The organism is Pelagibius litoralis (genome assembly GCF_011683915.1).
Taxonomy (GTDB): domain Bacteria; phylum Pseudomonadota; class Alphaproteobacteria; order Kiloniellales; family Kiloniellaceae; genus Pelagibius; species Pelagibius litoralis.
Map to the genome: position 1 here is coordinate 202,778 of NZ_JAAQPH010000008.1, position 21,494 is coordinate 224,271.

The window sequence follows — 21,494 nt, forward strand, 5'->3', positions numbered from 1 at the left end:
CGTTACTTCTTGAAGTAACGTGCCGCACCTTCGTGGAGCGGAATGGCCAGCTTCAGGCTGTCGGCGGGATCGATTTGCTTGGCATTCGCATTCTCGGCGCGAAACTCTTCGATGTTGTCAAAGACCGCGGCAGTGATCTTCTCGACCACGTCGGCATCCATGGTCCTGGAAACAACCAGCACGTTGTTCACGCCGATCAGCTTGCCGGCTTGCTCGGTACCATAAACCTCGGACGCAACCTCGACCGCCTTGTAGGCGCCGTTTTTGGCCAGCGCTTCGGCCAGCTTGCCCTCAGAGAACGAGATGAATCGCAGCTTGCTGCCCGCAGCAGCCTGCATAACGGCACCGGCCGGATAGCCGGACAGTGCGAAAGCAGCATCGACATTGCCGTCGGTCAGCTGGCTGAAGCCATCGGAGTATGACAAAAAGCTGGGTGTGATGTCGTCCATCGACATCCCGTGCAAGGGCAGAAGGAAGTTCATGAAGCCAAGCGTTCCACCGCCTGCCGGCCCGATGGCAACCCGCTTGCCTTTAATATCCTCGAATGTCCGGATGTCGGAGCCCTCAAGCACAATCATGTGCAAAATGCTCGGGTGCAGCGCGGCGACTGCAGTCAAATCGATCGCACCGCTCTTGTAAGGACCCTTGCCGGCCAGCGCGAGCACTGCAAGATTGTTGTTGGTGATTGCAATCTCGACCTCGCTGGAGTCGATCAGACGTGGGTTCTGAACCGACCCGCCGGTCACCACCGGAGTCATCGTAAGGCCATCACCGGCATACTTGTTCACCAGGTTTGAAATGCCCTGACCGATTGGATAGAACGCGCCGCCCAGGCTGGCAGTACCAATTCTGAGCTCTTCAGCGCTCGCTCCCGCCGCCGTCAGGCTGACGGCAACGGCAAGTGCGGCAGCTTTCAGTGAGACTCTCATGACATCCTCCCTTTATTTGCCAAAGACAGTAGACGACAGGGAGTCACATTTCAATAAAATATCGATTTTTTATATATACTTATTATTTTATCGTTTTAGATTGCCTATGAGATGACGTTATTGGGCCCAGATGTGCTAGGATTCGCTGGCTTGAGGGGCCGATTCTTTAGGGTCAGCGAAGTGACAGGGGGCTTCCAGTGTTGCGAACTGTATTGGAAAAGATGCAAAAACTCGATATTTCGCCGCTATGAACATCAAGACCCTCTCTCCTTCTCCCGAAGCATCAACCCAGGACGCCTCGGCAACGCAGAGGGCCTATCTGGCGATAAGGCGCATGATCGTTGTCGGCGAGCTGCCGCCCGGCGAGAAATTGAAGATCGACAGCCTGCGGTCGATGCTCGATACGGGCGCCTCGCCGATCCGCGAGGCCCTGAGCCTTCTGACCTCCGATCAGTTGGTGGAACGGATTGACCAACGCGGCTTTCGTACGGCGGCTACCAGCCTCGAGAACTTCGAGGAGATCCTGGCGCTACGGTGTTCGCTGGAAGATATGGCGCTGCGTCAGAGCATCGCTAACGCCTCCGAGCAATGGGAAGAAAGCCTGGTCCTGAGCCATCACAGAATGGTCCGGGAATCCCGCGACAACATCGAAAGGTTCGAAGAACGCCACAAGGCCTTCCATATGGCCCTGCTCGACAACTGCGGATCATCGATCCTCTTGAGATTCTGCAGTCAGCTTTATGACCTCAATATTCGCTATCGCTACCTCGCCGGGAAATCGCTGAACTATCAGAAAAAACGCGACGTATCCAAGGAACACGAAGACATCCTGAATGCGGCGATCGAAAGAAATGCGGATCTGGCGTCCGAGCGGCTGCTTAATCACTATCGGCAGACCGGCGCGTTCCTGACCGGGCTGTTCAGCACCGCGTCAGAACAGCGCTAGCGGGCAACCTAGTCGCCGTTTCAGGGGTTTCGCCGGGCCGCCGGCAAGCGGGTGAGAACCAGGTCAAAGTCCACACGAAGATAGGGGCCGTCGACTTTCCCCGAGAGATCGAAACCAGCGGGAAAGCTGCCCGCGGGCTGTTCGACATAGGTCATCACCAGATCGTCGCGAACGCCGAACACGGTGTCCTCGTCAAGATAGGGGTCATCGTCGGGAAACACTTCTGTCACCAGAGGACGGTGTCCCTCCGCCTTCACGATGAAATGCAGATGGGACGGACGCCAGGGATGGCGGCCGGTCGCGTTCAGGATCTCACCCGCCGGCCCGTCCGTCGGAACCGTGTAGCTGACCGGCTTTACCGTGGTGAAGGCGTAACGTCCATCTGCATCCGTGGTCTGAATGCCATGGAATGAGTAGGTTTCCTGTGCCGGATCCTGGCTGGAATAGAGCCCGTTCGGTGCCGTTTGCCAGATATCGAGTTCGGCGCCCGCGATAGGCTCACCATCGGGATCTTTCACAAAACCCTCGACCAGCAGGATCTCTCCTTCATAGTCCCGCTTCATGTCTCCGCCAATACTCAAGGGTGGCGCTCCCGTAATGTGGAACGGCCCCAACACGCTGGAGGATGTGCCATCGGGCACCGAGTTCACCATGTCGACAAGCGATGACAGGCCCAGAACATCGGAAAGCAACACAAATTCATGCCGTTCCTTGTCCGAGATATCCCCTGCCCATTCAAGAAACGCGATCCCCTTCTGCCATTCGGCATGGGTCAGTTTGGTCTCTACGGCAAAGGCGTGCAGGTGGTTGGCAAGGCTCTGCATGATCTCCAGCAGGCGCGGGTCGGTATCTTTTCCGAAATACCCCATGAAAACATCTGTGATGTTCTCCTTTGTGACGTTTCGCATGGAGGTCTCCTTAGTTGAGTAAGGCAAGGCTGAGCGACGGGAAGCGGATCAACGCGATGAGCACGATCAGCATCACGACCGCAAAGGGAAAGGCGCCCATAAAAACGTCCTTCAGACTGATGCGGTCATCATTCAGTGTCGCTTTGATAACGAAACAGGATATGCCCAGCGGCGGTGTAAGAAGCCCGATCTCGGCACCGACAACAGTGATGATACCGAACCAAACGAGCGACAGCCCCATCGGTTCGACCAGCGGAAGGAACAGCGGCACGACAATCAGGATGATGGACGCCGTATCGAGAAGCGTTCCCAGAAAGATCATAAGGCAAACATAGATAAACATGATCCAGAAAAAACTCATCTGCGACTGGGACAGGATATCACCCAGTTCGTTCGGCAAGCCGGCCAATCCCAGCATTCGGCTGTAGATCGATGCGGTCGTGATCAGGAAGAGGATCGCGGCGGTGATGTGACCGGTTTCGAGGAGCGCCTCCCAGAAGGCCTTCAATGTCATCTTCCTGCGCAGCGCGGCGATGGCCAGACCCAAAAGAGCGCCGGTTGCCCCCGCCTCGACAGGGGTGAGCCAACCGGTATAAATGCCGCCGAGGACAACGACGATCAGCAGCAGGATGGGAAGCGTTTTACCGGCGATCTCACGGGCCGTCATCCACTCGGTTTCGCCCACCGAACGCCCGCCGACGAAAGCCGGGGCCACCCGACCCATGGTCCAGATCGCGATCACATAGGCGGCTGCCAACAGAAGGCCGGGCAGGATACCCGCTATAAACATGTCCCCGACCGATTGCTCAGCGACAAAGGAATAGATAATCAGCATCGCAGAAGGCGGGATGATCATCCCAAGAACCGACGAGCCCGCGACCACGCCTACAGCAAAGCGCGGGTTATAGTCGTAGGTCAGCATCTGCGGTACCGAGACCTTTGCGAAAACCGATGCCGAAGCAATGGACGACCCCGTGACCGCGGCGAAGACCGCGTTGGCGCCCACCGTTGCAATACCGATCCCGCCTTTCACTTTTCGAAAGCCGGCGTTCATGACCTGATAGATGTCCGTGCCCAGCCCCGCCTTGGAAACGACCAAGCCCATGAAGGTGAAAAGCGGCACGGTCGCGAAGGTGTACTCCATGACGCTGTCGCCGATGGCGATCTTCAAAAGGTTCATCGCCAAGTCGAAATTGTCCCGCATCAGCCAGATGGAGACAAAGGAAACGACCCCCAGCGCAATCGGGATGTAAACCCCGATGTAGACCAGCACGATGATCGCGATGACTGAGACCAGGCCGATCTCGATCGGGGTCACGACGGGTCCTCGGCGTGTTCCGGGCCCCTTACGGGTGAGATGTCCCTGTCAGGCGCGATGACCTTGATCACAAACACAATCAGGCAAAGCGCCGCGCTTGAGAAGATCACCAGTTTTACCGGCCACCAGGGGGCGGTGAAGACCCCGGGTATGCCGAAGTAATCGCGGGTCTCCAGCATCTCGAGAAATTCCGGCCATATTGCGATGGCGATCAGCGCCATCATCATGGCGGAAAGCGCATTGATGGCGCGGCGAATGGCGGAACTCGCCTTCGGGTATTTCACGCCGAGGACCGTCAGGAAGCCGTCGGAACGGGTCAGGCGGTTGACCCGGATCACGTCGGGCAGTTGAAGAAAGACAATTAACACCATGGAGAACTGCACGACCTCGACCGCCCCCAGGAACGGGGCATTGAAAACACCCCGCGCCACCACGTCATAGTTCACGACCAGCACAAGAAGCAGCACGACGAGGGTGCCGGCGGCATTCGCACCAACGGCAATGCCATTGACCAGTTTAGAGACTGCGTGCGCAGCGATGGAAAGCACGTGGGGCATGTTTTACAGCCGCCCGTTTCCTCGCCTCAGTTGGAGGCGAGTTCGGATGCCCAATCGCGCAGGGGCGTATAACCGGCAGCTCCCAATTTGCCAATGTAGGCCCGCAACATCTCCGAACCCGGCTCGCCGCGCTCGTCGAGACCGGCAGCCCATTCGATTGCGATGTTCGGCATGGCTTTCGCCCAGCCTTCCCGCTCAGCCGGATTTAACTCGACGATCGTTCCGCCCGCGGCAACGAAAGCTTCGCGGCTCGCCTGCGCGCGGTCCATTGCGATTGAGGCCAGATGATCACGGTATGCGACCGCCACTTCCTGCAGCACAGCCTTGACCTCGTCCGGCAACCCATCCCAATAGTCCTTGTTGACCGTGACCGTCTTGGTGTTCACCGCCCCTAGATCGGCCCGCAGCATGTAAGGCGCGACTTCGGCAATCTTGAAGGTCTTGGCGGCCTCGGGCCACAGCATCGCATGGTCGACCAGACCAGTCTGAAGCATGTTATAGAAATCGGTCAGGCCACCGCGCACACCGGCCGCGCCGTCGATGCCTTCAAGGTAACGCAGGTTCATCCCGGCGCCGGCAACCTTGCTACCCTCAACATCCGCCAGCGCGCTGACCGGCTCTTTCGAGAACACCTGATAAGTGTCCAGCACGACGCCCGTGGCCAGATACACCTGATTCTGCGCTGCGAACTCATTCTGCATGGAAGGGTATTCCTTGGCAATCTCATCGACCGCCTTGGCAACGGCACGCGCGTCGGGCGCAATAAACGGCGTGACGGCGGAGATCGCCTGGCTGGGAAGCTTCGAGGAATGGAAGATCGTGGTGACGATGCCGATATCACCCAGGCCCAGCTTCACGCCATCCAGAACGCCCTTGGGCTTGACGATCGCGCCACCGTAGCTTTCCTGCCAGTTCATCTTGTAGTTGCCGGTTTCGGCGAGTCGCTTGTCCACCTCGGGAATGAAGAAGTTCGAAAACTCTTTAACCCAGAGTGCGCGCGCCGGATAACCATCGATGACGACAGCGTTTATCGTCTCCGTCGCAAACGACGGAAGCGCCGTCAAACCGGCCAGGGCCGCGCCCAAAGCCGTTCCTGTGATCCATTGTTTCATTCTTTCCTCCCTTTTTTTTTGCGGGCACCTGCGCCCGGCTTTTCGATCAATCGTTGCGCCAACTGACCTCCAGGTTGGTGCCTGCGTTGCCAAACAACTTGGAAAGGGGGCAGTACTTCTCAACTTCCGCCCCTACCCTTCGCAGGTCTTCTGCCGACGCACCGCCACTGCTCTTCACGACCAGGATGATCGACTGGAAGGGCACTTCGACTTCTTCGTCGAGCGTGACGCCCCGGCGATCGAACGCGCAGCTTGCGTCTATGGCCAAATGCCCAATATCGACACCCAGCCGATCCGCACACTTGTGGCCGATGACGTTCATACAGCCGATCAGCGCCGCCAGAGCCATGTCGGTCGGGGTGGGGCCCATGTTTGCGCCCCCGCGCTCTACCGGCTCGTCGATCACAAAAACCAAGTCGCGAACGCCGACATAAGCGCGAGAGTGCGATGGGCAGTCCGCCTTTGCGCGCAGCTCTACGGATGTTTTCATTCGCAGGCCTATCCTGTCTTCATAAGAAGCTGCAGACATGTTCAAACGGGAACCTTGGCAGTCTCTGGAAAAGCGCCGTTTCATCAGCGTAGCCGAGATTGCAGAGGAAATTGGACTTCCAACCGCTTTCGGAAAAAAACTCCTCGTCCACAATCGCATTCGAAAAGCCGGACATCGCCCCGACATCCAGACCGACAGCCCGCGCCGCGATCATGAAGTAGGCGCCCTGCAGGGTGGAATTACGAAAGGCGGTATCCCTGGAATGCTCCGGCTTGCCCTCGAAATGAGGCCGACGGTCTTCATGAGGGAAAAGAAATGGAAGCTCGGTCCAGAAATCCGGATCGTAAGCGATGATCGCGGTCACCGGCGCCGCCATCATCTTGTCGACATTCTTGGCCTTCAGCGATTTTGAGAGCCGCCTTTTCCCATCCCCGCTCGTAACGAAGACAAACCGCGCCGGGCAGCAATTCATGCTGGTCGGACCGGCGATCGTTATCTCGTAGATCAAGCGCAGGAGATCCTCGGAAACCGGCTTGTCGTGCCATGCATAGTGCGACCGCGCTTTCCGCAGGATCAGATCGATCGATGAACCGTCAAGCTCGGCTTTTCCCGCACGCACCGCCCGAACGGCGTCCTGCGCTGCGTGCCGGGCCTGCTGTAATTCTTCTCCCGTAAGCGCCATCATTCAGCCGCCGTGGATCTCAACCAATCGGCCTCGTCGACAATCGGGTTGGCGCAAATGCCGATCCCTTCGATTTCGACCTCGACTGTTTCTCCAGGCCGAAGCCAGCGCGGTGGAGTCTTCGCGTGGCCCACGCCAGGCGGCGTACCCATGGCGATCAGATCTCCGGGCTCCAGGGTCGTGAATTCCGAGATCGTTGCGATGGTTCGCGCAACGGACCACAACATGTCAGACGTATTGGCGCTTTGCAGGATCTCGTCACCGACCCGGCTTTCGATTTTGAGCCCGGTCGCCCCGTCTGGCAGTTCGTCGGGTGTAACGACGAAGGGGCCGATAGGGCCCGTCTGATCGAAGTTTTTGCCCGGAGTCCACTGATGGGTCTTTCGCTGGTAATCGCGAACCGAACCATCGTTGAACACGGTGTATCCGAACACATGATCCAAGGCGTCGGCCTCGGCGATATGCCGGCCACCCGTACCGATGATCAGCATCAGCTCGGCCTCGTAGTCCAGCCGTTCGGAGCAAGAGGGACGAACCATAGGCTCACCCGCCGCCATGAGAGAATTGAGGGATCGCATGAAGAGCGCCGGGTAATCCGGAACGTCGTAGCCGCCCTCTTTGATGTGATCTATATAGTTCAGGCCAAGGCAGATGACCTTCCCCGGCTTGGCCACCGGAAGCGCTGGCGTGATCGAGGCAACAGGCAGGGTCTCTCCCGACAAACCAACCCGCGCGATTTCAGCCATCAGGGCCGGCGCGTTGATAAGCCCCATGAGATCCGCCCCGACACCGGGATGAGCCAGGGAAAGGTTCACCGCCCTGTCATCCTCAACAAGAAACACGGCCTGGGCGCTGTTATGACTGCCGACAACAAATCTCATCTTGGCTCCCCTGTTGCGTTTTCCCTATCATTGGCGATTATTCATGATATAGTCAAAGAAAATCGATTTTCTTACGCAACTGTCGAGAAAAGTCATTAAATGCCTTCCTGGGAAGCCTACAAACGCACGGCAAAAGAGCGTGGGGCCTTGGCCCTTGAACTTTTCGTTGTGGAATCGGTGCCCGCGGAGACATCGGACGAAGTCCGCGCCAACCTGCCCGAACACCTGGAATACCAGCGATCACTTGAGGCAGCCGGAAAGCTCGCCTTCGCCGGACCTCTGTCCGACCCGACCGGCGAGCTGATGCAAGGCACCGGCCTGATTGTCTACCGCGCAGGATCGTTTGAGGAAGCACAGGAACTTGCTGCTGACGACCCCATGCACAGATGCGGCGCACGCCGCTTCACGCTGCGCCGGTGGCTCGTGAACGAGGGGTCTCTGTCTCTCTCCGTCGGACTTTCAACGAAGTCCGTAGACCTCTCGTAATCCGGGTCATAGCCCGGACCGCCTGATGCCGAGAACCATCGTCATCTGAATCGCTACCCCAGAAAGCATGATGCAAGGACACCCCCCATGATCATCCGCCTAGCGCTATCAGCCGCATTGTCATTTGGCTTCGTCTCGGCCGCCGCCGGTCAGGAGGCCGCAATGAGCTTTTTCATCACCAGTGAAAATCCCGGACAGGGCGCCAATCTCGGAGGCCTTGAGGGTGCGGACGCTCATTGCGACAACCTTGCTGCAGCAGCCGGTGTCACGGGCAAGACCTGGCGGGCCTACCTGTCATCCAGCGCAGAAGATGCTAGGGATCGGATCGGCAGCGGTCCCTGGTACAACGCGGCGGGAGTGAAGGTTTCAGACGATGTCGAGGCGCTGCACAGCGAGGACAACGGGCTCAGCAAGGCCGCGTCGCTGAACGAGCGGGGCGAGGTGGTGAACGGGCGCGGAGACGACCCGAACCGGCACGATATCCTTACAGGTTCAGGCCTTGATGGCCGGCTGGAGGGTTCTGCCTGCGCCGACTGGACAAGCGGTGGCGAGGGCTCGGCGATGGTCGGACATCACGACCGGACGGGCGGCGGTGCGAACCCGACCTCCTGGAACGCCGCCCACCCGTCGCGCGGCTGCAGCCTTGCCGACCTGCAAGGCACGGGCGGTGACGGTCTGTTCTATTGCTTCGCCACGGACTGACCTGTCCGGCAGGATGAGGGGCGAGATATGAGCGTTCCCCTATCAGGACGGCCCGGTCTGAGATTCTCCGCGCAGCATGCGCTTCAAGGTCAGATCCGTGTCGTGGAAATGGTGTTTCAGCGCTGCTGCAACATGAACCGTCACCAGGGCGGCCAGCCCATAACCGACAAACTGGTGGGTCGCCGAGCCGAGTGAAGCCAACCAGGTGATCTCCGTCTGCGCCGGGATCGCAAACCAGCCAAAGACCTCTACGGCGCGCCCGCGGAAGACAGACGACAGGACACCCGATAGCGGCATGAGAAGGGTTCCCGCCATCAGTCCCCAATGCGCAAACTTCGATGCCGTTTCCTGCCATGCCGGCATCGCCGATGCGGATGCCGGAAAGCCCTGAACGATCCGCCACAACACACGCCACACGCCAAAGCCGAAGACCAGAACACCGATAGATTTGTGAATGGCAATCAGAGGCCCCCGGTCTTCGCGCGCGAGACCGCCGTATGCGAGATAGAGACCGAAACCGATCATCCCGATTACAACAAGCGCGATGACCCAGTGATTGACACGGGAGATGAAATCATATGTCGAGGTCTTGGGCATGGTTTTATCCTTCCGGCTGCGGACCTATGGGCGCCCCTTTTGTGTACAGTCGCGCCAAACCAGAACACCGAGCACTCTCTATCGCGCAGGCAGGCATCGACGCCGAAAAGGCTAAGGTGCTTGGGGATCTGACTTTGGAATTGCGGAATGCATTGCGCGCAGGCGCGCCAAACGAGGTTTGATGGGGAATCTGCGTCGAATTCCACCCGCGGCGACGCTCACCTGCTTCGTGGTCGATGGCGACATCAGTTGTGAGCATATGGTCTTTGCCCCGACGATAAATGGCTTGGCAGGATGCTCCTGCAATCACTAGAGATAGATGTTGTTTCACAGCAAAAAAGCTGGCCGGCAGCAAGTTTGTCGCAGTTTGTCGCAACCTCGGTCGCCGTTACATTTTGCGACAAACTTTTATCCGAACCGCTCCTCAAAGCAGGGTATTGACGTACATCGATCGTGAAATCAAACGCTCTCCGGGGGTTGACTTCGACACTGCGGAGCGCACTGGGTAGACGCGAGAAGCGAGGTATGATGGGAAGTTTGCGCCAAATTCTGTCCGTGGCGATCCTCGCCGGCCTCGCTGTCGGGGGATACCTCTACTATGAGGAAATGATCATCGCCCCGGCGGAGACAGCCGCTCCGTCGAAGCAGCGCACACCTCGAAGCATCGGCATCGAAGTCGCCCCCGCCGAGGCCCGCAAGCTGAGCGTGGTTATGGAGGCTGTGGGGACCACGCGGGCCCTGCGCTCAGTAGACATCGTGCCGCACGTCGAGGGGCGCATGGTCGAAATCGATATCGTGGCCGGCCGCGAGGTGGCGGCCGGTACGGTGCTCGCGCGGCTGGACGACGAGATCGAGCAGGCAACCTTGGCCGAATCTGAGGCCATACTGGAGGAGAGAACCCGGGCGTTGGAGCGGTCCGAGGCGCTGCTCAGCCGCAACAATGTCAGCCACGCCACCATCGATCAGGTGCGCTCCGAGGTGGCCATCGCCCGGGCGGCGCGCGAGCGTGCGCAGCGGCGCCTTGCCGATCGCACCGTCCGCGCGCCCTTCGCAGGCGTCCTGGGCATCACCGCGGTGGATCTGGGCGCGAGGGTGGAGAGCGACACCGTGCTGACCAGCCTCGACGACCTGTCGGCGGTGGAGATCGAATTCCGTCTGCCGGAAACGGTCTACGGCCAGATCGACGAGGGTCAACCCGTCACCGCCTCTACCGCGGCCTTCCCCGGGCGCAGCTTCACCGGAACCGTTGTCGTCGTCGACAGCCGCGTCGACCAGACGTCACGCGCCTTCAGGGTGCGCGCCCGGCTTCCCAATGAGGATCGTGATCTGCCGGCCGGTATGTTCATGCGCCTCACCCTGGCTATGGGTGAGCGTGATGCCGTGGTGGTAACGGAGGAGGCGATCCTGGTGCAGGGGGGCGATGCATTTCTGTTCGTAGTCGAGGACGGAAAAGCGGTGCGCCGGCGCATCACCACCGGGCTGCGCCGCGAGGGCGTGGTGGAGGTGGAAACCGGGGTCACGGCGGGGGAACCGGTGATCTCGCGCGGCATCCAATCGCTGCGCGACGGCATTGCCGTCGACGTGATGAACGCACCGCCCGCCGTTCCCGCCCCGGACTCTGGCCCCGTCCCTGCCAAGGAGGACGTCCCGCCGTTGGCCACCGAGGAAACGCCAGCAGCGCTAACAACGCCAACGGCTGAAGGGAGCCACTCCTGATGCTGTCCGACATCGCCGTCCGGCGCCCGGTGCTGGCCGCCGTCGCAAGCCTTCTCATCATCGTGTTCGGCATCGCTGCGCTAACCCAGTTACCGGTCCGCGAGCTGCCCGACATCGACGCGGCCATAGTCTCGGTGCGTACCGAATACACCGGGGCCGCACCCGAAATCGTCGACACCGATATCACTGAGGTGCTGGAGGGTTCCATCGCCGGGATCTCCGGCGTCAAGACCATTAGCTCCCAAAGCCGCCGTGGGCGGAGCACCGTCACCATCGAGTTCGAGGTGGGCCGTAGTATCGACGAGGCGGCTAACGATGTACGCGACGCCGTCGCGCGGGTGCGTGCCGAGCTCCCGGAGGACGTGGAGGAACCTCAGGTGATCAAGAACGATGCCGATGCCGACCCGGTGATGCGTCTGGCGGTGGTGAACCCCAACATGACACCCGACGAGATTACCGACTACGTGGACCGCTACGTGGTGGACCGCTTGGCAACGGTCCCGGGGGTTGCGAGCATCGACCTTTACGGCGACCGGCCGATGGCGGTGCGGATCTGGCTCGACCGAAGGGCGATGGCGGCCCGCAACCTGACAGTCGCCGACATCGAGACGGCGCTTCAGCGCGCCAACATCGAGCTGCCCGCCGGAGAGCTCGAAACCGCCTCCCGCCAGCTCACGGTTCGCCTCAACAGCCGCATTCCAACGGTGGAGGCCTTCTCCAACGTTGTTATCGACCGGGTAGCGGGTCACCCGATTCGGCTGGGCGACATGGCGCGGGTGGTGGCGGGCGTCTCCGACGACAGCACCATCGTGCGCAACAACGGGGTCACCGCGGTGGGCCTCGCGGTGGTGCGGCAGAGCCAGTCCAACACCATTGCCATCTCCAACGGGGTCCGCGCCGAGATCGCGGCGATGGCCGGCGGCCTGCCGGAGGGCATGGCCATCGAAGTGGGCTCGGATGACGCGATCTTCGTCGGCGCGTCAATCCGGGAAGTCGCAACGGCACTCGGCATCTCGCTGGCCCTGGTGGTGGGGGTCATCATCGTGTTCCTGCGGTCCTGGCGGGCGACGCTGATCCCGGCGATCACCATTCCTGTGGCACTCATCGGTACCCTCGCACTGATCGCCGCCATGGGTTTTTCCATCAACGTACTGACGCTTCTGGCACTGCTTCTGGCCATCGGGCTGGTTGTCGACGACGCCATCGTGGTCTTGGAAAACATTCAACGGCGCATCGACCAGGGGGAGAGCCCATTGAAAGCCAGCGTGCTCGGCTCTCGCCAGGTGACCTTCGCGGTGATCGCCACCTCGCTCACCCTGATCGCCGTGTTCGTGCCGCTGTCCTTCCTCCAGGGACAAGTCGGGCGCCTGTTCACCGAGTTTGGTTTTGTCATGGCAAGCGCGGTGCTGATCTCCACCTTCGTGGCCCTCACGGCCTGCCCAGCGCTGGCCTCCAAGGTTCTACGCGGACCGGCCTCGCTGCCCGAAGATGTCCTGAAACTACCCAGACACGAAGGCTGGTTCCTGCGCGGCTTCCGCGCCTGCGTGGACTATGCCATCAGAATCCCGATTGTCGTCATCGCGCTGGCGCTGGCGATCGCGGGGATCGGCTATGGGGTATACGGCACAATTCCGCAGGAACTCAGCCCCAGTGAGGACCGGGGCGTGGTCTTCGTCCCGCTGACAGCCCCCCAGGGAAGTACCGTCACCTTCACCGACGGCGCGGCGCGGCAGGTGGAGCGGATCGTCCAGCCGCTGCGCGATTCGGGCGACGTGGAGACGGTTTTTACTTTCAGTGGAAGTTTCGGCCGCGAGAACCGCGCCTTCATTGTGCTGCGGCTCGCCGACTGGTCGGAGCGCGAGCGCAGCCACCGAGACGTGGTGACGGCGATGAACCCCAAGATGCGTCAGATCACCGCCGCCAGCGGCCGTCCGGTGACGCCGGCGGGGCTTGGGTTGCGGGGCAGTCGCACGCCTCTACGCGTCGTGGTCAGCGGCGCCGATTTCGAAAGCGTGAAAGGCTGGGCGAGCGATCTCCTCGCCATCGCGCAGGACAACCCCAACCTGCAAAACATGGAGATGGACTACGAGGAGAACCAGCCGCAGATCGATATCAACGTCGACCGTGACCGCGCCGACGACCTGGGGATCAACGTCGACACCATCGCCGCCACGCTGCAGACCATGCTGGCCTCCAGAGAGGTGACACAGTTCGTGGACCGGGGCCGCGAATACCCGGTGCTCCTGCAGGCCGATGAGAGCGATCGCGCCTCACCCTCGGATATCGACTTCATCTTCATTCGTGCCGGCGACGAGACGTCGCTGGTGCCCCTCAGCGCGCTCATCGACGTGGAGACGGTGGCGGCGGCGGCGGAACTGCGGCGCTACAATCGCTTGCCCTCGATCCAGGTGGAGGGATCGCTCGCGGAGGGTTACACCTTGGGCCAGGCAGTCGCCTTCATGGAGCAAGCCGCAGCGGAGGCACTGCCCAGCGAAGCGAGGATCGGGCTTGCCGGCCAATCGCAGCAGTTCAGGGAAACCTCCAGCGGCGCCATGACCACCTTCGTGCTGGCACTCCTCATCGTGTTCCTGGTGCTTGCGGCCCAGTTCGAGAGCTTTGTGCATCCGCTGGTGATCATGCTGACGGTGCCGCTCGGCATTGCCGGTGCGGTTTTCTCGCTGGCGCTCACCGGGATCACGCTGAACATCTACAGCCAGATCGGTATCATCCTGCTGATCGGACTGATGGCAAAGAACGGTATCCTCATCGTGGAGTTTGCCAACCAGCTCCGCGATCAGGGAATGAGCCTGCGCGACGCAGCGGTGGAGGCCACGGTGCTGCGCCTGCGCGCCATCGTGATGACCCTGATATCGACCATCTTGGGGGCGGTGCCACTGGTGTTGGCCAGCGGCGCGGGCGCGGAGAGCCGGATGGCCATCGGCACGGTGATCGTCGGCGGGTTGCTGTTTTCCGGTGTCCTGACGCTATTCCTCACACCGGTGCTCTACAGCCTGCTGGGCCGTCTCACCACGCCGCGATCCACGATCGAAAAAGCGATTGAGACCGAGTTGTCCGGCCTCGACGGTCCCAAACCCGTAGCGGCGGAATAGGTTGCCGACCCGTCACTCAGTTACCGTGACAGCACCGTTGCAACGTTATCTCTAAGCCGTCAACCGCATACCCGATGTCAGGTTCTCCGGCGCCTTGTGGAACTTGCCGTCCTTCATGATCGCCACCAGGCGTTTATGATCCTGAAGAACGCGGACATCGGCCAGGGGGTCTCCATCGACCAGCAGCAGGTCGGCGAGGTAGCCCTCGCGGATCTGGCCGAGCTCAGAGCCCATGCCCATGATCTGACCGCCGTACTTGGTCGCCGCCTGAATGGCTTCCATCGGCGTAAAACCAACCATGTCGACGAAGTACTCCAGATCCTTGGCGTTGGTACCATGCGGTGTCCAGGCAAAGCCGTAATCGCCGCCGGTCAGCACGCGGATGCCGCGTTTGTGCATCTTTTGCATCGTATCGATGGCGTTTTCCAGTTCGCGCTCATAAGCAATGGTGATCGGAGTCCCCGGCTTGATGCCGTAGTCGCCGGCATTGCGCGCCGTGTTGATCAGCCAGGCCAGGCCAGGCGCGACGAAATGCTTGTCCTTGTTGGCCTCCAGCATATCCAGGGCCTCCTCATCCGCGAAGGAGGCGTGGTAGATGATCTCGATGCCGAACTCGACGCACTTCTTGATCGACTCCTTGGAGCGGGCATGGGCGGCAACCCGGCGATGGCGGCGCTTCGCCTCGTTCACCGCCATGGCGATCTCCTCGTCGGAGAACTGGTTTTCCTCCGCCCCCATGCCGGTGATCTCTTCGCCCGAGAGGTTGATCTTGATGGTATCCACCCCCCACTTCATGAGCTGACGGACTTTCAGGCGGATGTCTTCCGGCCCGGAGACCACGATCCCAAGGTTCAGGCCTTCGTCGGGGATGTGCGGCTTCGAAGCATCGCCCAGACCGCCGACGGCGGTGATCTCCGGGCCCGCTGCGGTATAGCGCGGCCCCGGCACCCTGCCCTGGTTGATCGCATCGCGGATCACCACGTCGAGCCGCGGCTTGGCCGCCGCCGCGCCGTAGCCGGCGGTAAAGCCGGCATCGAGCACTAGGCGCGCCATCTGAACGCAATTGATGACATGCTCCTCCACCGGCATCATCTGGATCGGGTCGATGCCCGGCGCGTTGTTCCAGCTCAGATGCAGATGGGCATCGATAAGTCCCGGCATCAGGGTCATACCGCGGCCGTCGATGCGCTGGCCGCCGTTCGCGCTCCAGCCGAAACCGCCGCCGGAGCGAACAATCGACTTTATCCGATTGCCGGCGACGGTGACCTCGCCGGCATAGGGTGGCTCGCCGCTGCCGTCGAGGACACGCACGTTGGTGAAGACGATCTCGCTCTCGCCGTTTCCAGTGCTGCTGGCACCGCCCCAGCCGCCGAAACTGCTTTCTGCCATAGTCCTGTCTCCCTCTATCTCGCGCTCACGGCGCGGTTGCATCGAGATGCGATCGCAACAGATCTGCAGACCGCTGTGGCGCCTCCATCATCATCCAATGTGCGACCGACGGAATGATCTCCAGCGTCGATCCGGCGATCTGCGCGTTCAGTTGCTGCGCCATGGCAACCGGCGCGACGGGGTCGTTCTCCCCCGCCACCAACAGCGTCGGGGCCTGGATGGCCGGATGATCGGCCGCCTCGGCCGTGCTCAGCGCATCACAGTGTGCGGCGTAGCCGGCCGGGTCCTGGCGCATCAGGCTTTCGCGCACAAAGGCCGTGACCACGGGGTTGGCCGCGCGCGAGGCGGCAGCGACGCTGCCGCCTGCAACCGCCCCGGCGATGCCAGCCATGCCCTCGGCACGCGCCGTTTCCGCTCTTTCCTTCAAGGCCACCTTTGCCGCCGCCGGCGGCACCAGGATCGGCCCGAACAAAGTCAAACTTAGCACACACTCTGGGGCCGATACCGCAAGATACTGACAGATCAGCGTACCCATGGAATGTCCGACAAGATGCGCCCGCTCGACACCCGCCGACCGCAAGGCATCGCCGACGGCGCTGGTCAGACCGCGCAGTCCAGGGCGTCCCGGGCGCAAGGCCGAACGGCCGGCCCCCGGCAGGTCCGGGCGCAGCACGCGGTAGCCCTCCAACGCCCCCATCAGCGTCTGAAAACTGTTGGAGCTGCCACCGAGGCCGTGGACCAGGACGACCGCCGTCCCTTCTCCATGGCCTTCCCCATGGTCCTCCATGACCAGACTGCCGAGATGCAGGTCAGGCATGGCTCAATAAGCCTCCACCGGGTTCTCCAGGCTACCGATGCCGGCGATCTCGACCTTCACCCGATCACCCGGCGTCAGGTACTTCGGCGGCGTGAAACCGATGCCCACCCCGGCAGGCGTCCCCGTGGCGATGACATCGCCGGGCTGGAGCGTGATGCCGTTGGAGATCGCCGCGATGATCGTTGGTACATCGAAGATCAGCAAGCCGGTGTTGGAATCCTGACGCAGGTCGCCATTGACCCAGCAGCGCACCGCCGTGTCGGAGAGGTCGAGCGCATCGGCCGTCACCACCCAGGGACCCATGGGACAGAAGCTGTCCTGCGACTTGCCGATCAGCCACTGGCTGTGCAGGCCCTGCAGGTCGCGCGCCGTGACGTCGTTGACGATGGTGTAGCCCCAGACATAGGACAGAGCTTCGGCTGCCGGAATGTTGCGCCCGGCCTTGCCGATGATCACCGTCAGCTCGGCCTCGTAGTCGATCGCCGTACTGACGGCAGGGTCGATCCTGATCGGTGCCCCGGCGGCAGCAACAGACTCCGGCAGTTTCGAGAAGACGATCGGCGCCTCCGGCACCGCGCCCTTGGCCGCGGAGCTGTCAAAGCCGGAGGAGGCAAACTCCTGGGCATGCTCGTGATAGTTCTTGCCGACGCAGAAGACGTTGCGCCGCGGCCGCGGGATCGGCGCCTGCAGGCTGACCTCGTCCAACGGCAGCGTCTCCGCCAGCGGCGGCAGGTCACCGCCAATCAGGCTGGCGACGCCGTCGTTTGCCAGGTTTTCGGACGCGACGTCGAAACGCTCGACAACGCCCCGGCCCTCATCGATCCGGCCGACATGGAGACCGTCTTGCCATGCGAACAGCGCAAGTTTCATCGGATGCCTTCCTCGTTTTCATTCGGTATCAGGATGGTCGAGGCCGTGGTCTGGCGGCTTTCCAGGGCGCGGTGGGCCTCCGCCGCTGCGGACAAGGGATAGCGGCGGCCGATCTCAACGGTGATCACCCGCCGCTCGATGGCGTCGAACAGGCGCTCGGTGATCGCTGCGACCTTTTCCGGCGTGTCGGTGTAGTGGGCGAAATTCGGGCGGGAAATCGTCGCCGAGCTGGCAGCCAGGGTGCCGATGTCCCAACTGCCGACCGGCCCGGAGGCCTGGCCGAAGCTGACGAGATGCCCGCAGGGCGCCAAGGCCGCGACGGAATGGGCAAAGCTGTCACGGCCCACGGCGTCATAGATCACATCAGCGCCGCGCCCCTGGGTGAGACTGCGGACCTGCTCTTCAAGGCTTGTCGTACCGGGCAGAATAACATGGCGGGCGCCGGCAGCCCGGGCCAGACGGGCCTTTTCCTCGCTCGAAGTGGCGCCGATGACCGTGGCGCCGAGATGCGTCGCCCACTGGCAAAGCAATCGCCCTACCCCGCCGGCCGGGGCATAGACAAGCACCGTTTCGCCCTTTCGGATTTCACGCACCCGGTGCAGCAGGAATTCGGCGCTCATCCCTTTCAGCAGGCCGCCCGCCGCCATCTCATCGTCGATGCTGTCCGGCAGCGCCACGACCAGCGCCGCCGCCATGGTGCGGACGCTGGCATAGGCACCGACCGGCGGACAGGCATAGGCAACACGCTGGCCCGGCCTCAGATGGCGCACGCCGGGTCCGACATCGACCACCACCCCCGCTGCTTCCATGCCCGGGGCGCCCGGCGGCTGCAGCAGATCGAAAGCGCCGCTGCGGCTGTAGATATCGATGAAATTCACCCCGATTGCCGTATGGCGCAGGCGCAGCTCGCCGGGCCCCGGCGGCGGCGCCGACACCGCGACCGGATGCAGTTCCTCGGGGCCGCCGTGGCGCTCGATCACCATCGCCATACCATCGATGGCGGCAGCCCCTGAAGCGCTCGGTGTTGGCGCGGACAAGGCGGGTTGGTGGCGTTCGACCCGCGCCCGGACCGCCTCGAAGCCGGCATCGTAGACACCCTCGGCCACAAGCTGCGCCAGCTCGCGTTCGCGCCCCTCCGGCGTCTCGAACTTCGAGGTCCAGGACCAGAACGTCCGGTCACCATCGGTCACCGGTTTCAGCGCCACCTCGGCAACATAGTTCATCAGCGGCACATCGCTTTCGACGATGGCATAGCGCAGCCGCCGGTCCTTGTCGGAAAGGCTCAGCAGACGCTCACGGATCCGCTCGCCGCCGTCGAGCACGAAGTTGCGCACCGACCCGATCTGATCGGTTTTCCTGCCTTCCTCCAGCGCGCTGCGGTCGACCGCCGGATGCCAGCGGTCGTGCCCGTTGAAGTCGCGCAGAATCTCCCAGACCGCCGCAATCGGCGCATCGATGATGGTGCTGCGGCTGATGGCGACCATCTCAGCTTCCGAACCGGCTCTTCAGCGAATCAAAGCCACCCTGAAAGACGTCCTTGCCGATCATGGCGACCAGTTCCGCCTCGCGCTCCGGCGCGCAATCGAATGCCGCCGACCACTCGGCAAAGCTGCGCGCACCGTCGGTGACCGGCGTTAGCTTCAAGGTGGCGATGTAGTTCTCCACCCCCATGGGGCTTTCCAGGATCGCGTAGCTGCAGCTGTAGTCGTAGTCGGAAAGCGCCAGCAGGCGTTCGCGAATGACGCCACCATCCTGCAGCCGGAAAGCGCGCACGCAGCCGACCTGATCGGCGGGCCCACCGCCCTCGATCCGGCTTTCCACAATGCCCGGATGCCAGTCGGGCAGGCCGTTGAAATCGCGGATCGCCGCCCAGACCCGCTCCGCCGGGGCGCCGATGACAGAGGAGGTGTAAACCTGCGCCATCCTCAGTCGTCCTTCTTCTGCGCTTCGGCATCCTTGGCGAGGCTTTGAGCGTCTCGCGCAGACCGGAAGATATCCCCCATGCGCGCGACATTGGGGTTCTCGACACCGATCTCCTTCATCATCTCGTCGATCAGCGGCGCCTGGGCGCGATAGCGCAGGGCGCTTTCGATCACCTCGTCGGTCGGCGTACGGTTACCGCTGCCCCCGCCGCCGGCGAGGCCGTCAACGTGCAGGATCTTGATGCCGTCGATCTTCTCCATCGGCCGCACGCTCTCGCGGACAATGCCTTCCAGACGATCGATCATCTTGGAGCGCAGCATCGTTGCGCGGGCATCCTCGCTGAGAATATTTTCCGCCTCGTTGCGCAGACGCTGCGCTTCGGCGGCAACAGCGGCGCTGACTTTCTCCGCCTCGGCGGCGATCTTCGCGGTATCCGCATCCTTGCTCGCCAGCAGCCGGTCGATCACCGCAATCCGCTCGGCGACTTCGGTCTCGCGGGTGGTGACGACCCTCTCCTCCGCCGCCACCGCCTTGGCGCGGGACACCTCGGTTGCCACACGGACCTCGGCTTCATCGGACTGTTTCTGCAACACCACGATCTGCCGCTCGATCTCGGCCAGCTCCAGGGCCTGGGCACGTTCCACCTCAAGGCGCTTCAGGTCGCGATCCTGCAGAATGCGGGCTTCTTCAAGGCCGCGGTTGGAGGCAATGCGCGCCCGCTCGATTTCCTCCTGGGCGGAAATCTCGCTCTCGTCGATGGACTGGCGCTGGGCGATCTGTTGCGAGCGCAGCAGCCGGTCGCGCTCGATACGCACTTTGTCGAGCAACTGCTCCTGGGCGATGCGGGCGGACTCCACCGCCTTGTGTGCGGCGATCTTCGCCGTCTCGATCTCCTGCCCACGGGCGATATCGCGACCCTCGGTCTCCTCCTCGGCAATGATACGCGCCTCGCGCAGCTGGCGCTCCGAGACGATCTTCGCACGCTCGACATCTTCGCCGGCGGCAATCTCCGCGGTCTCGACATCGTGGCGCTGCTTGATCTGCTGCTGACGGATCAGACGTTCCCGTTCGATGCGGGCCTTCTCCAACGCTTGCTCCTGCGCAATCCTTGCCTGCTCCACCTCTTCCTGCGCCTTGATCTCGGTCTCTTCCAGGCTGCGGCGCCGGGCGATATCGTATTCCCGGGTTTCCTGTTCGCTGGCGATGCGGGACTTCTCCGCCTCGGCATCTTGCACAACGCGGCTGCGCAGGATCTCGGTCCGTTGCTCGGCGCGCAATGCCTCCAGCGCCCGCTCCTGGTTCAGGCGGGAGCTCTCGCTCTCCTGTTCCAGCTTCAGGGTTTCCTTTTCAGCCTCCAGGTTGCGGGTGCGGATCGCCACCATGGCGGACTGTTCGATATCGTTGCGCAGCTCGCGGCGGCCCTCGATGGTCTGGATCAGCTGGGTCAGGCCCTCTGCATCGAAGCGGTTGGAAGGATTGAAGAATTCCAGATTGGTCTGATCGAGATCGGTGATCGCCAGGGACTCGAGCTCCAGGCCGTTACGCGCCAGGGCGTCGGCCGCCCGCGCCTCGACCATGGCGACGTAGTCGCCGCGTTTCTCATGCATTTCATCCAAGGTCATCTCGGCAGCGACGGAGCGCAACGCGCCGACGAACTTACCGCTCAGCAGATCCGCCAGGTGATCCGGCTCCAGCGTGCGCTGACCCAGGGTCGAGGCGGCGGCGGCCACCGCTTCCTTCTGCTGGATCACGCGCACGAAGAACTCGGCCTCGATATCGACACGCATGCGATCGCGGGTGATCACCGCCGCTTCGCGGGCCCGCGCGACGGGAATGCGCACGACATTGAGATTGACCGAGGTGACCTCGTGAACAATCGGCAGCACAAGCGCCCCGCCGTTGATCACCACCGTTTCGCCGCCGAAGCCGGTGCGCACGAAGGCGACCTCTTTCGTCGAGCGGTGGTAGAGCCAGTTCAGCAGATAGACCCCGACAACGATCACGATGATCGCGACGATGAGCCAGAGAATGATCGATCCGATCAGGCCGCTAGTCATGACC

Annotated in this window: 20 protein-coding genes; 5 read left to right on the forward strand and 15 right to left on the reverse strand. The window is 62.1% G+C overall.

What is annotated here, in order from left to right; all coding sequences use genetic code 11:
• Window positions 1–2: 2 nt before the first annotated feature.
• Complete coding sequence (locus HBA54_RS12430) at window positions 3–929, reverse strand: TAXI family TRAP transporter solute-binding subunit (RefSeq protein ID WP_167224927.1); 927 nt, start codon at window positions 927–929, stop codon at window positions 3–5.
• 247 nt (window positions 930–1,176) lie between these two features.
• Here HBA54_RS12430 and HBA54_RS12435 point away from each other — a divergent pair, with 247 nt between their 5' ends.
• Window positions 1,177–1,875: a GntR family transcriptional regulator gene (locus HBA54_RS12435; protein ID WP_167224930.1), complete on the forward strand. Its 699-nt coding sequence runs from the start codon at window positions 1,177–1,179 to the stop codon at window positions 1,873–1,875.
• Window positions 1,876–1,895: 20 nt separating this feature from the next.
• Here the strand turns inward: HBA54_RS12435 and HBA54_RS12440 are convergent, their stop codons facing one another.
• The 7 genes from HBA54_RS12440 to HBA54_RS12470 are packed head-to-tail and all read right to left on the reverse strand — an operon-like array spanning window position 1,896 to window position 7,823.
• Entirely contained in the window at window positions 1,896–2,783 is an 888-nt protein-coding gene (locus tag HBA54_RS12440) for a dioxygenase family protein (RefSeq protein ID WP_167224933.1), read from the reverse strand.
• Window positions 2,784–2,793: 10 nt separating this feature from the next.
• Window positions 2,794–4,101, reverse strand: coding sequence for a TRAP transporter large permease (locus HBA54_RS12445; protein ID WP_167224935.1), 1,308 nt, complete (start codon window positions 4,099–4,101; stop codon window positions 2,794–2,796).
• Window positions 4,098–4,658 (reverse strand): TRAP transporter small permease subunit, encoded by a 561-nt coding sequence (locus HBA54_RS12450; RefSeq protein ID WP_167224937.1) that lies wholly within the window; start codon window positions 4,656–4,658, stop codon window positions 4,098–4,100. Before HBA54_RS12450 ends, HBA54_RS12445 begins: the two co-directional genes overlap by 4 nt.
• Before the next feature lie 26 nt (window positions 4,659–4,684).
• The gene (locus HBA54_RS12455) at window positions 4,685–5,770 is read right to left on the reverse strand and encodes a C4-dicarboxylate TRAP transporter substrate-binding protein (protein ID WP_167224939.1); all 1,086 of its coding nucleotides are present in this window, start codon (window positions 5,768–5,770) and stop codon (window positions 4,685–4,687) included.
• 46 nt (window positions 5,771–5,816) lie between these two features.
• Window positions 5,817–6,260, reverse strand: a complete 444-nt coding sequence (locus tag HBA54_RS12460) for an OsmC family protein (RefSeq protein ID WP_205944613.1) — start codon at window positions 6,258–6,260, stop codon at window positions 5,817–5,819.
• A 19-nt stretch (window positions 6,261–6,279) separates the two neighbouring features.
• Entirely contained in the window at window positions 6,280–6,945 is a 666-nt protein-coding gene (locus tag HBA54_RS12465) for a malonic semialdehyde reductase (protein WP_167224943.1), read from the reverse strand.
• Window positions 6,942–7,823, reverse strand: coding sequence for a fumarylacetoacetate hydrolase family protein (locus tag HBA54_RS12470; RefSeq protein WP_167224945.1), 882 nt, complete (start codon window positions 7,821–7,823; stop codon window positions 6,942–6,944). Before HBA54_RS12470 ends, HBA54_RS12465 begins: the two co-directional genes overlap by 4 nt.
• A 99-nt stretch (window positions 7,824–7,922) precedes the next feature.
• Here HBA54_RS12470 and HBA54_RS12475 point away from each other — a divergent pair, with 99 nt between their 5' ends.
• Window positions 7,923–8,309 (forward strand): YciI family protein, encoded by a 387-nt coding sequence (locus HBA54_RS12475; protein WP_167224947.1) that lies wholly within the window; start codon window positions 7,923–7,925, stop codon window positions 8,307–8,309.
• Between the two features lie 162 nt (window positions 8,310–8,471).
• Window positions 8,472–9,011, forward strand: coding sequence for a hypothetical protein (locus HBA54_RS12480; RefSeq protein ID WP_205944614.1), 540 nt, complete (start codon window positions 8,472–8,474; stop codon window positions 9,009–9,011).
• A 42-nt stretch (window positions 9,012–9,053) separates the two neighbouring features.
• Here the strand turns inward: HBA54_RS12480 and HBA54_RS12485 are convergent, their stop codons facing one another.
• Entirely contained in the window at window positions 9,054–9,608 is a 555-nt protein-coding gene (locus HBA54_RS12485; protein ID WP_167224951.1) for a cytochrome b, read from the reverse strand.
• Window positions 9,609–10,133: 525 nt separating this feature from the next.
• Between HBA54_RS12485 and HBA54_RS12490 the strand changes: the two genes are divergently transcribed.
• Both HBA54_RS12490 and HBA54_RS12495 read left to right on the forward strand, forming a co-directional pair.
• A complete protein-coding gene (locus tag HBA54_RS12490; protein ID WP_167224953.1) occupies window positions 10,134–11,324 on the forward strand; it encodes an efflux RND transporter periplasmic adaptor subunit in 1,191 nt (396 codons plus the stop codon).
• On the forward strand, window positions 11,324–14,434 hold the full coding sequence (locus tag HBA54_RS12495; RefSeq protein ID WP_205944615.1) for an efflux RND transporter permease subunit: 3,111 nt from the start codon (window positions 11,324–11,326) through the stop codon (window positions 14,432–14,434). Before HBA54_RS12490 ends, HBA54_RS12495 begins: the two co-directional genes overlap by 1 nt.
• 51 nt (window positions 14,435–14,485) lie before the next feature.
• Here the strand turns inward: HBA54_RS12495 and HBA54_RS12500 are convergent, their stop codons facing one another.
• Genes HBA54_RS12500 through HBA54_RS12530 form a run of 6 tightly spaced genes read right to left on the reverse strand, consistent with a single transcriptional unit; the run spans window position 14,486 to window position 21,490 of the window.
• The gene (locus HBA54_RS12500) at window positions 14,486–15,823 is read right to left on the reverse strand and encodes a metal-dependent hydrolase family protein (RefSeq protein WP_167224955.1); all 1,338 of its coding nucleotides are present in this window, start codon (window positions 15,821–15,823) and stop codon (window positions 14,486–14,488) included.
• 25 nt (window positions 15,824–15,848) lie between these two features.
• Complete coding sequence (locus HBA54_RS12505; RefSeq protein ID WP_167224958.1) at window positions 15,849–16,640, reverse strand: alpha/beta fold hydrolase; 792 nt, start codon at window positions 16,638–16,640, stop codon at window positions 15,849–15,851.
• Between the two features lie 3 nt (window positions 16,641–16,643).
• Window positions 16,644–17,510 (reverse strand): fumarylacetoacetate hydrolase family protein, encoded by an 867-nt coding sequence (locus HBA54_RS12510; RefSeq protein WP_167224960.1) that lies wholly within the window; start codon window positions 17,508–17,510, stop codon window positions 16,644–16,646.
• On the reverse strand, window positions 17,507–18,994 hold the full coding sequence (locus HBA54_RS12515) for an SRPBCC family protein (protein ID WP_205944616.1): 1,488 nt from the start codon (window positions 18,992–18,994) through the stop codon (window positions 17,507–17,509). Before HBA54_RS12515 ends, HBA54_RS12510 begins: the two co-directional genes overlap by 4 nt.
• Window position 18,995: 1 nt before the next feature.
• Window positions 18,996–19,433: an SRPBCC family protein gene (locus tag HBA54_RS12525; RefSeq protein ID WP_167224962.1), complete on the reverse strand. Its 438-nt coding sequence runs from the start codon at window positions 19,431–19,433 to the stop codon at window positions 18,996–18,998.
• Between the two features lie 2 nt (window positions 19,434–19,435).
• Window positions 19,436–21,490, reverse strand: a complete 2,055-nt coding sequence (locus tag HBA54_RS12530; RefSeq protein WP_167224964.1) for a flotillin family protein — start codon at window positions 21,488–21,490, stop codon at window positions 19,436–19,438.
• Between the last annotated feature and the right edge of the window lie 4 nt (window positions 21,491–21,494).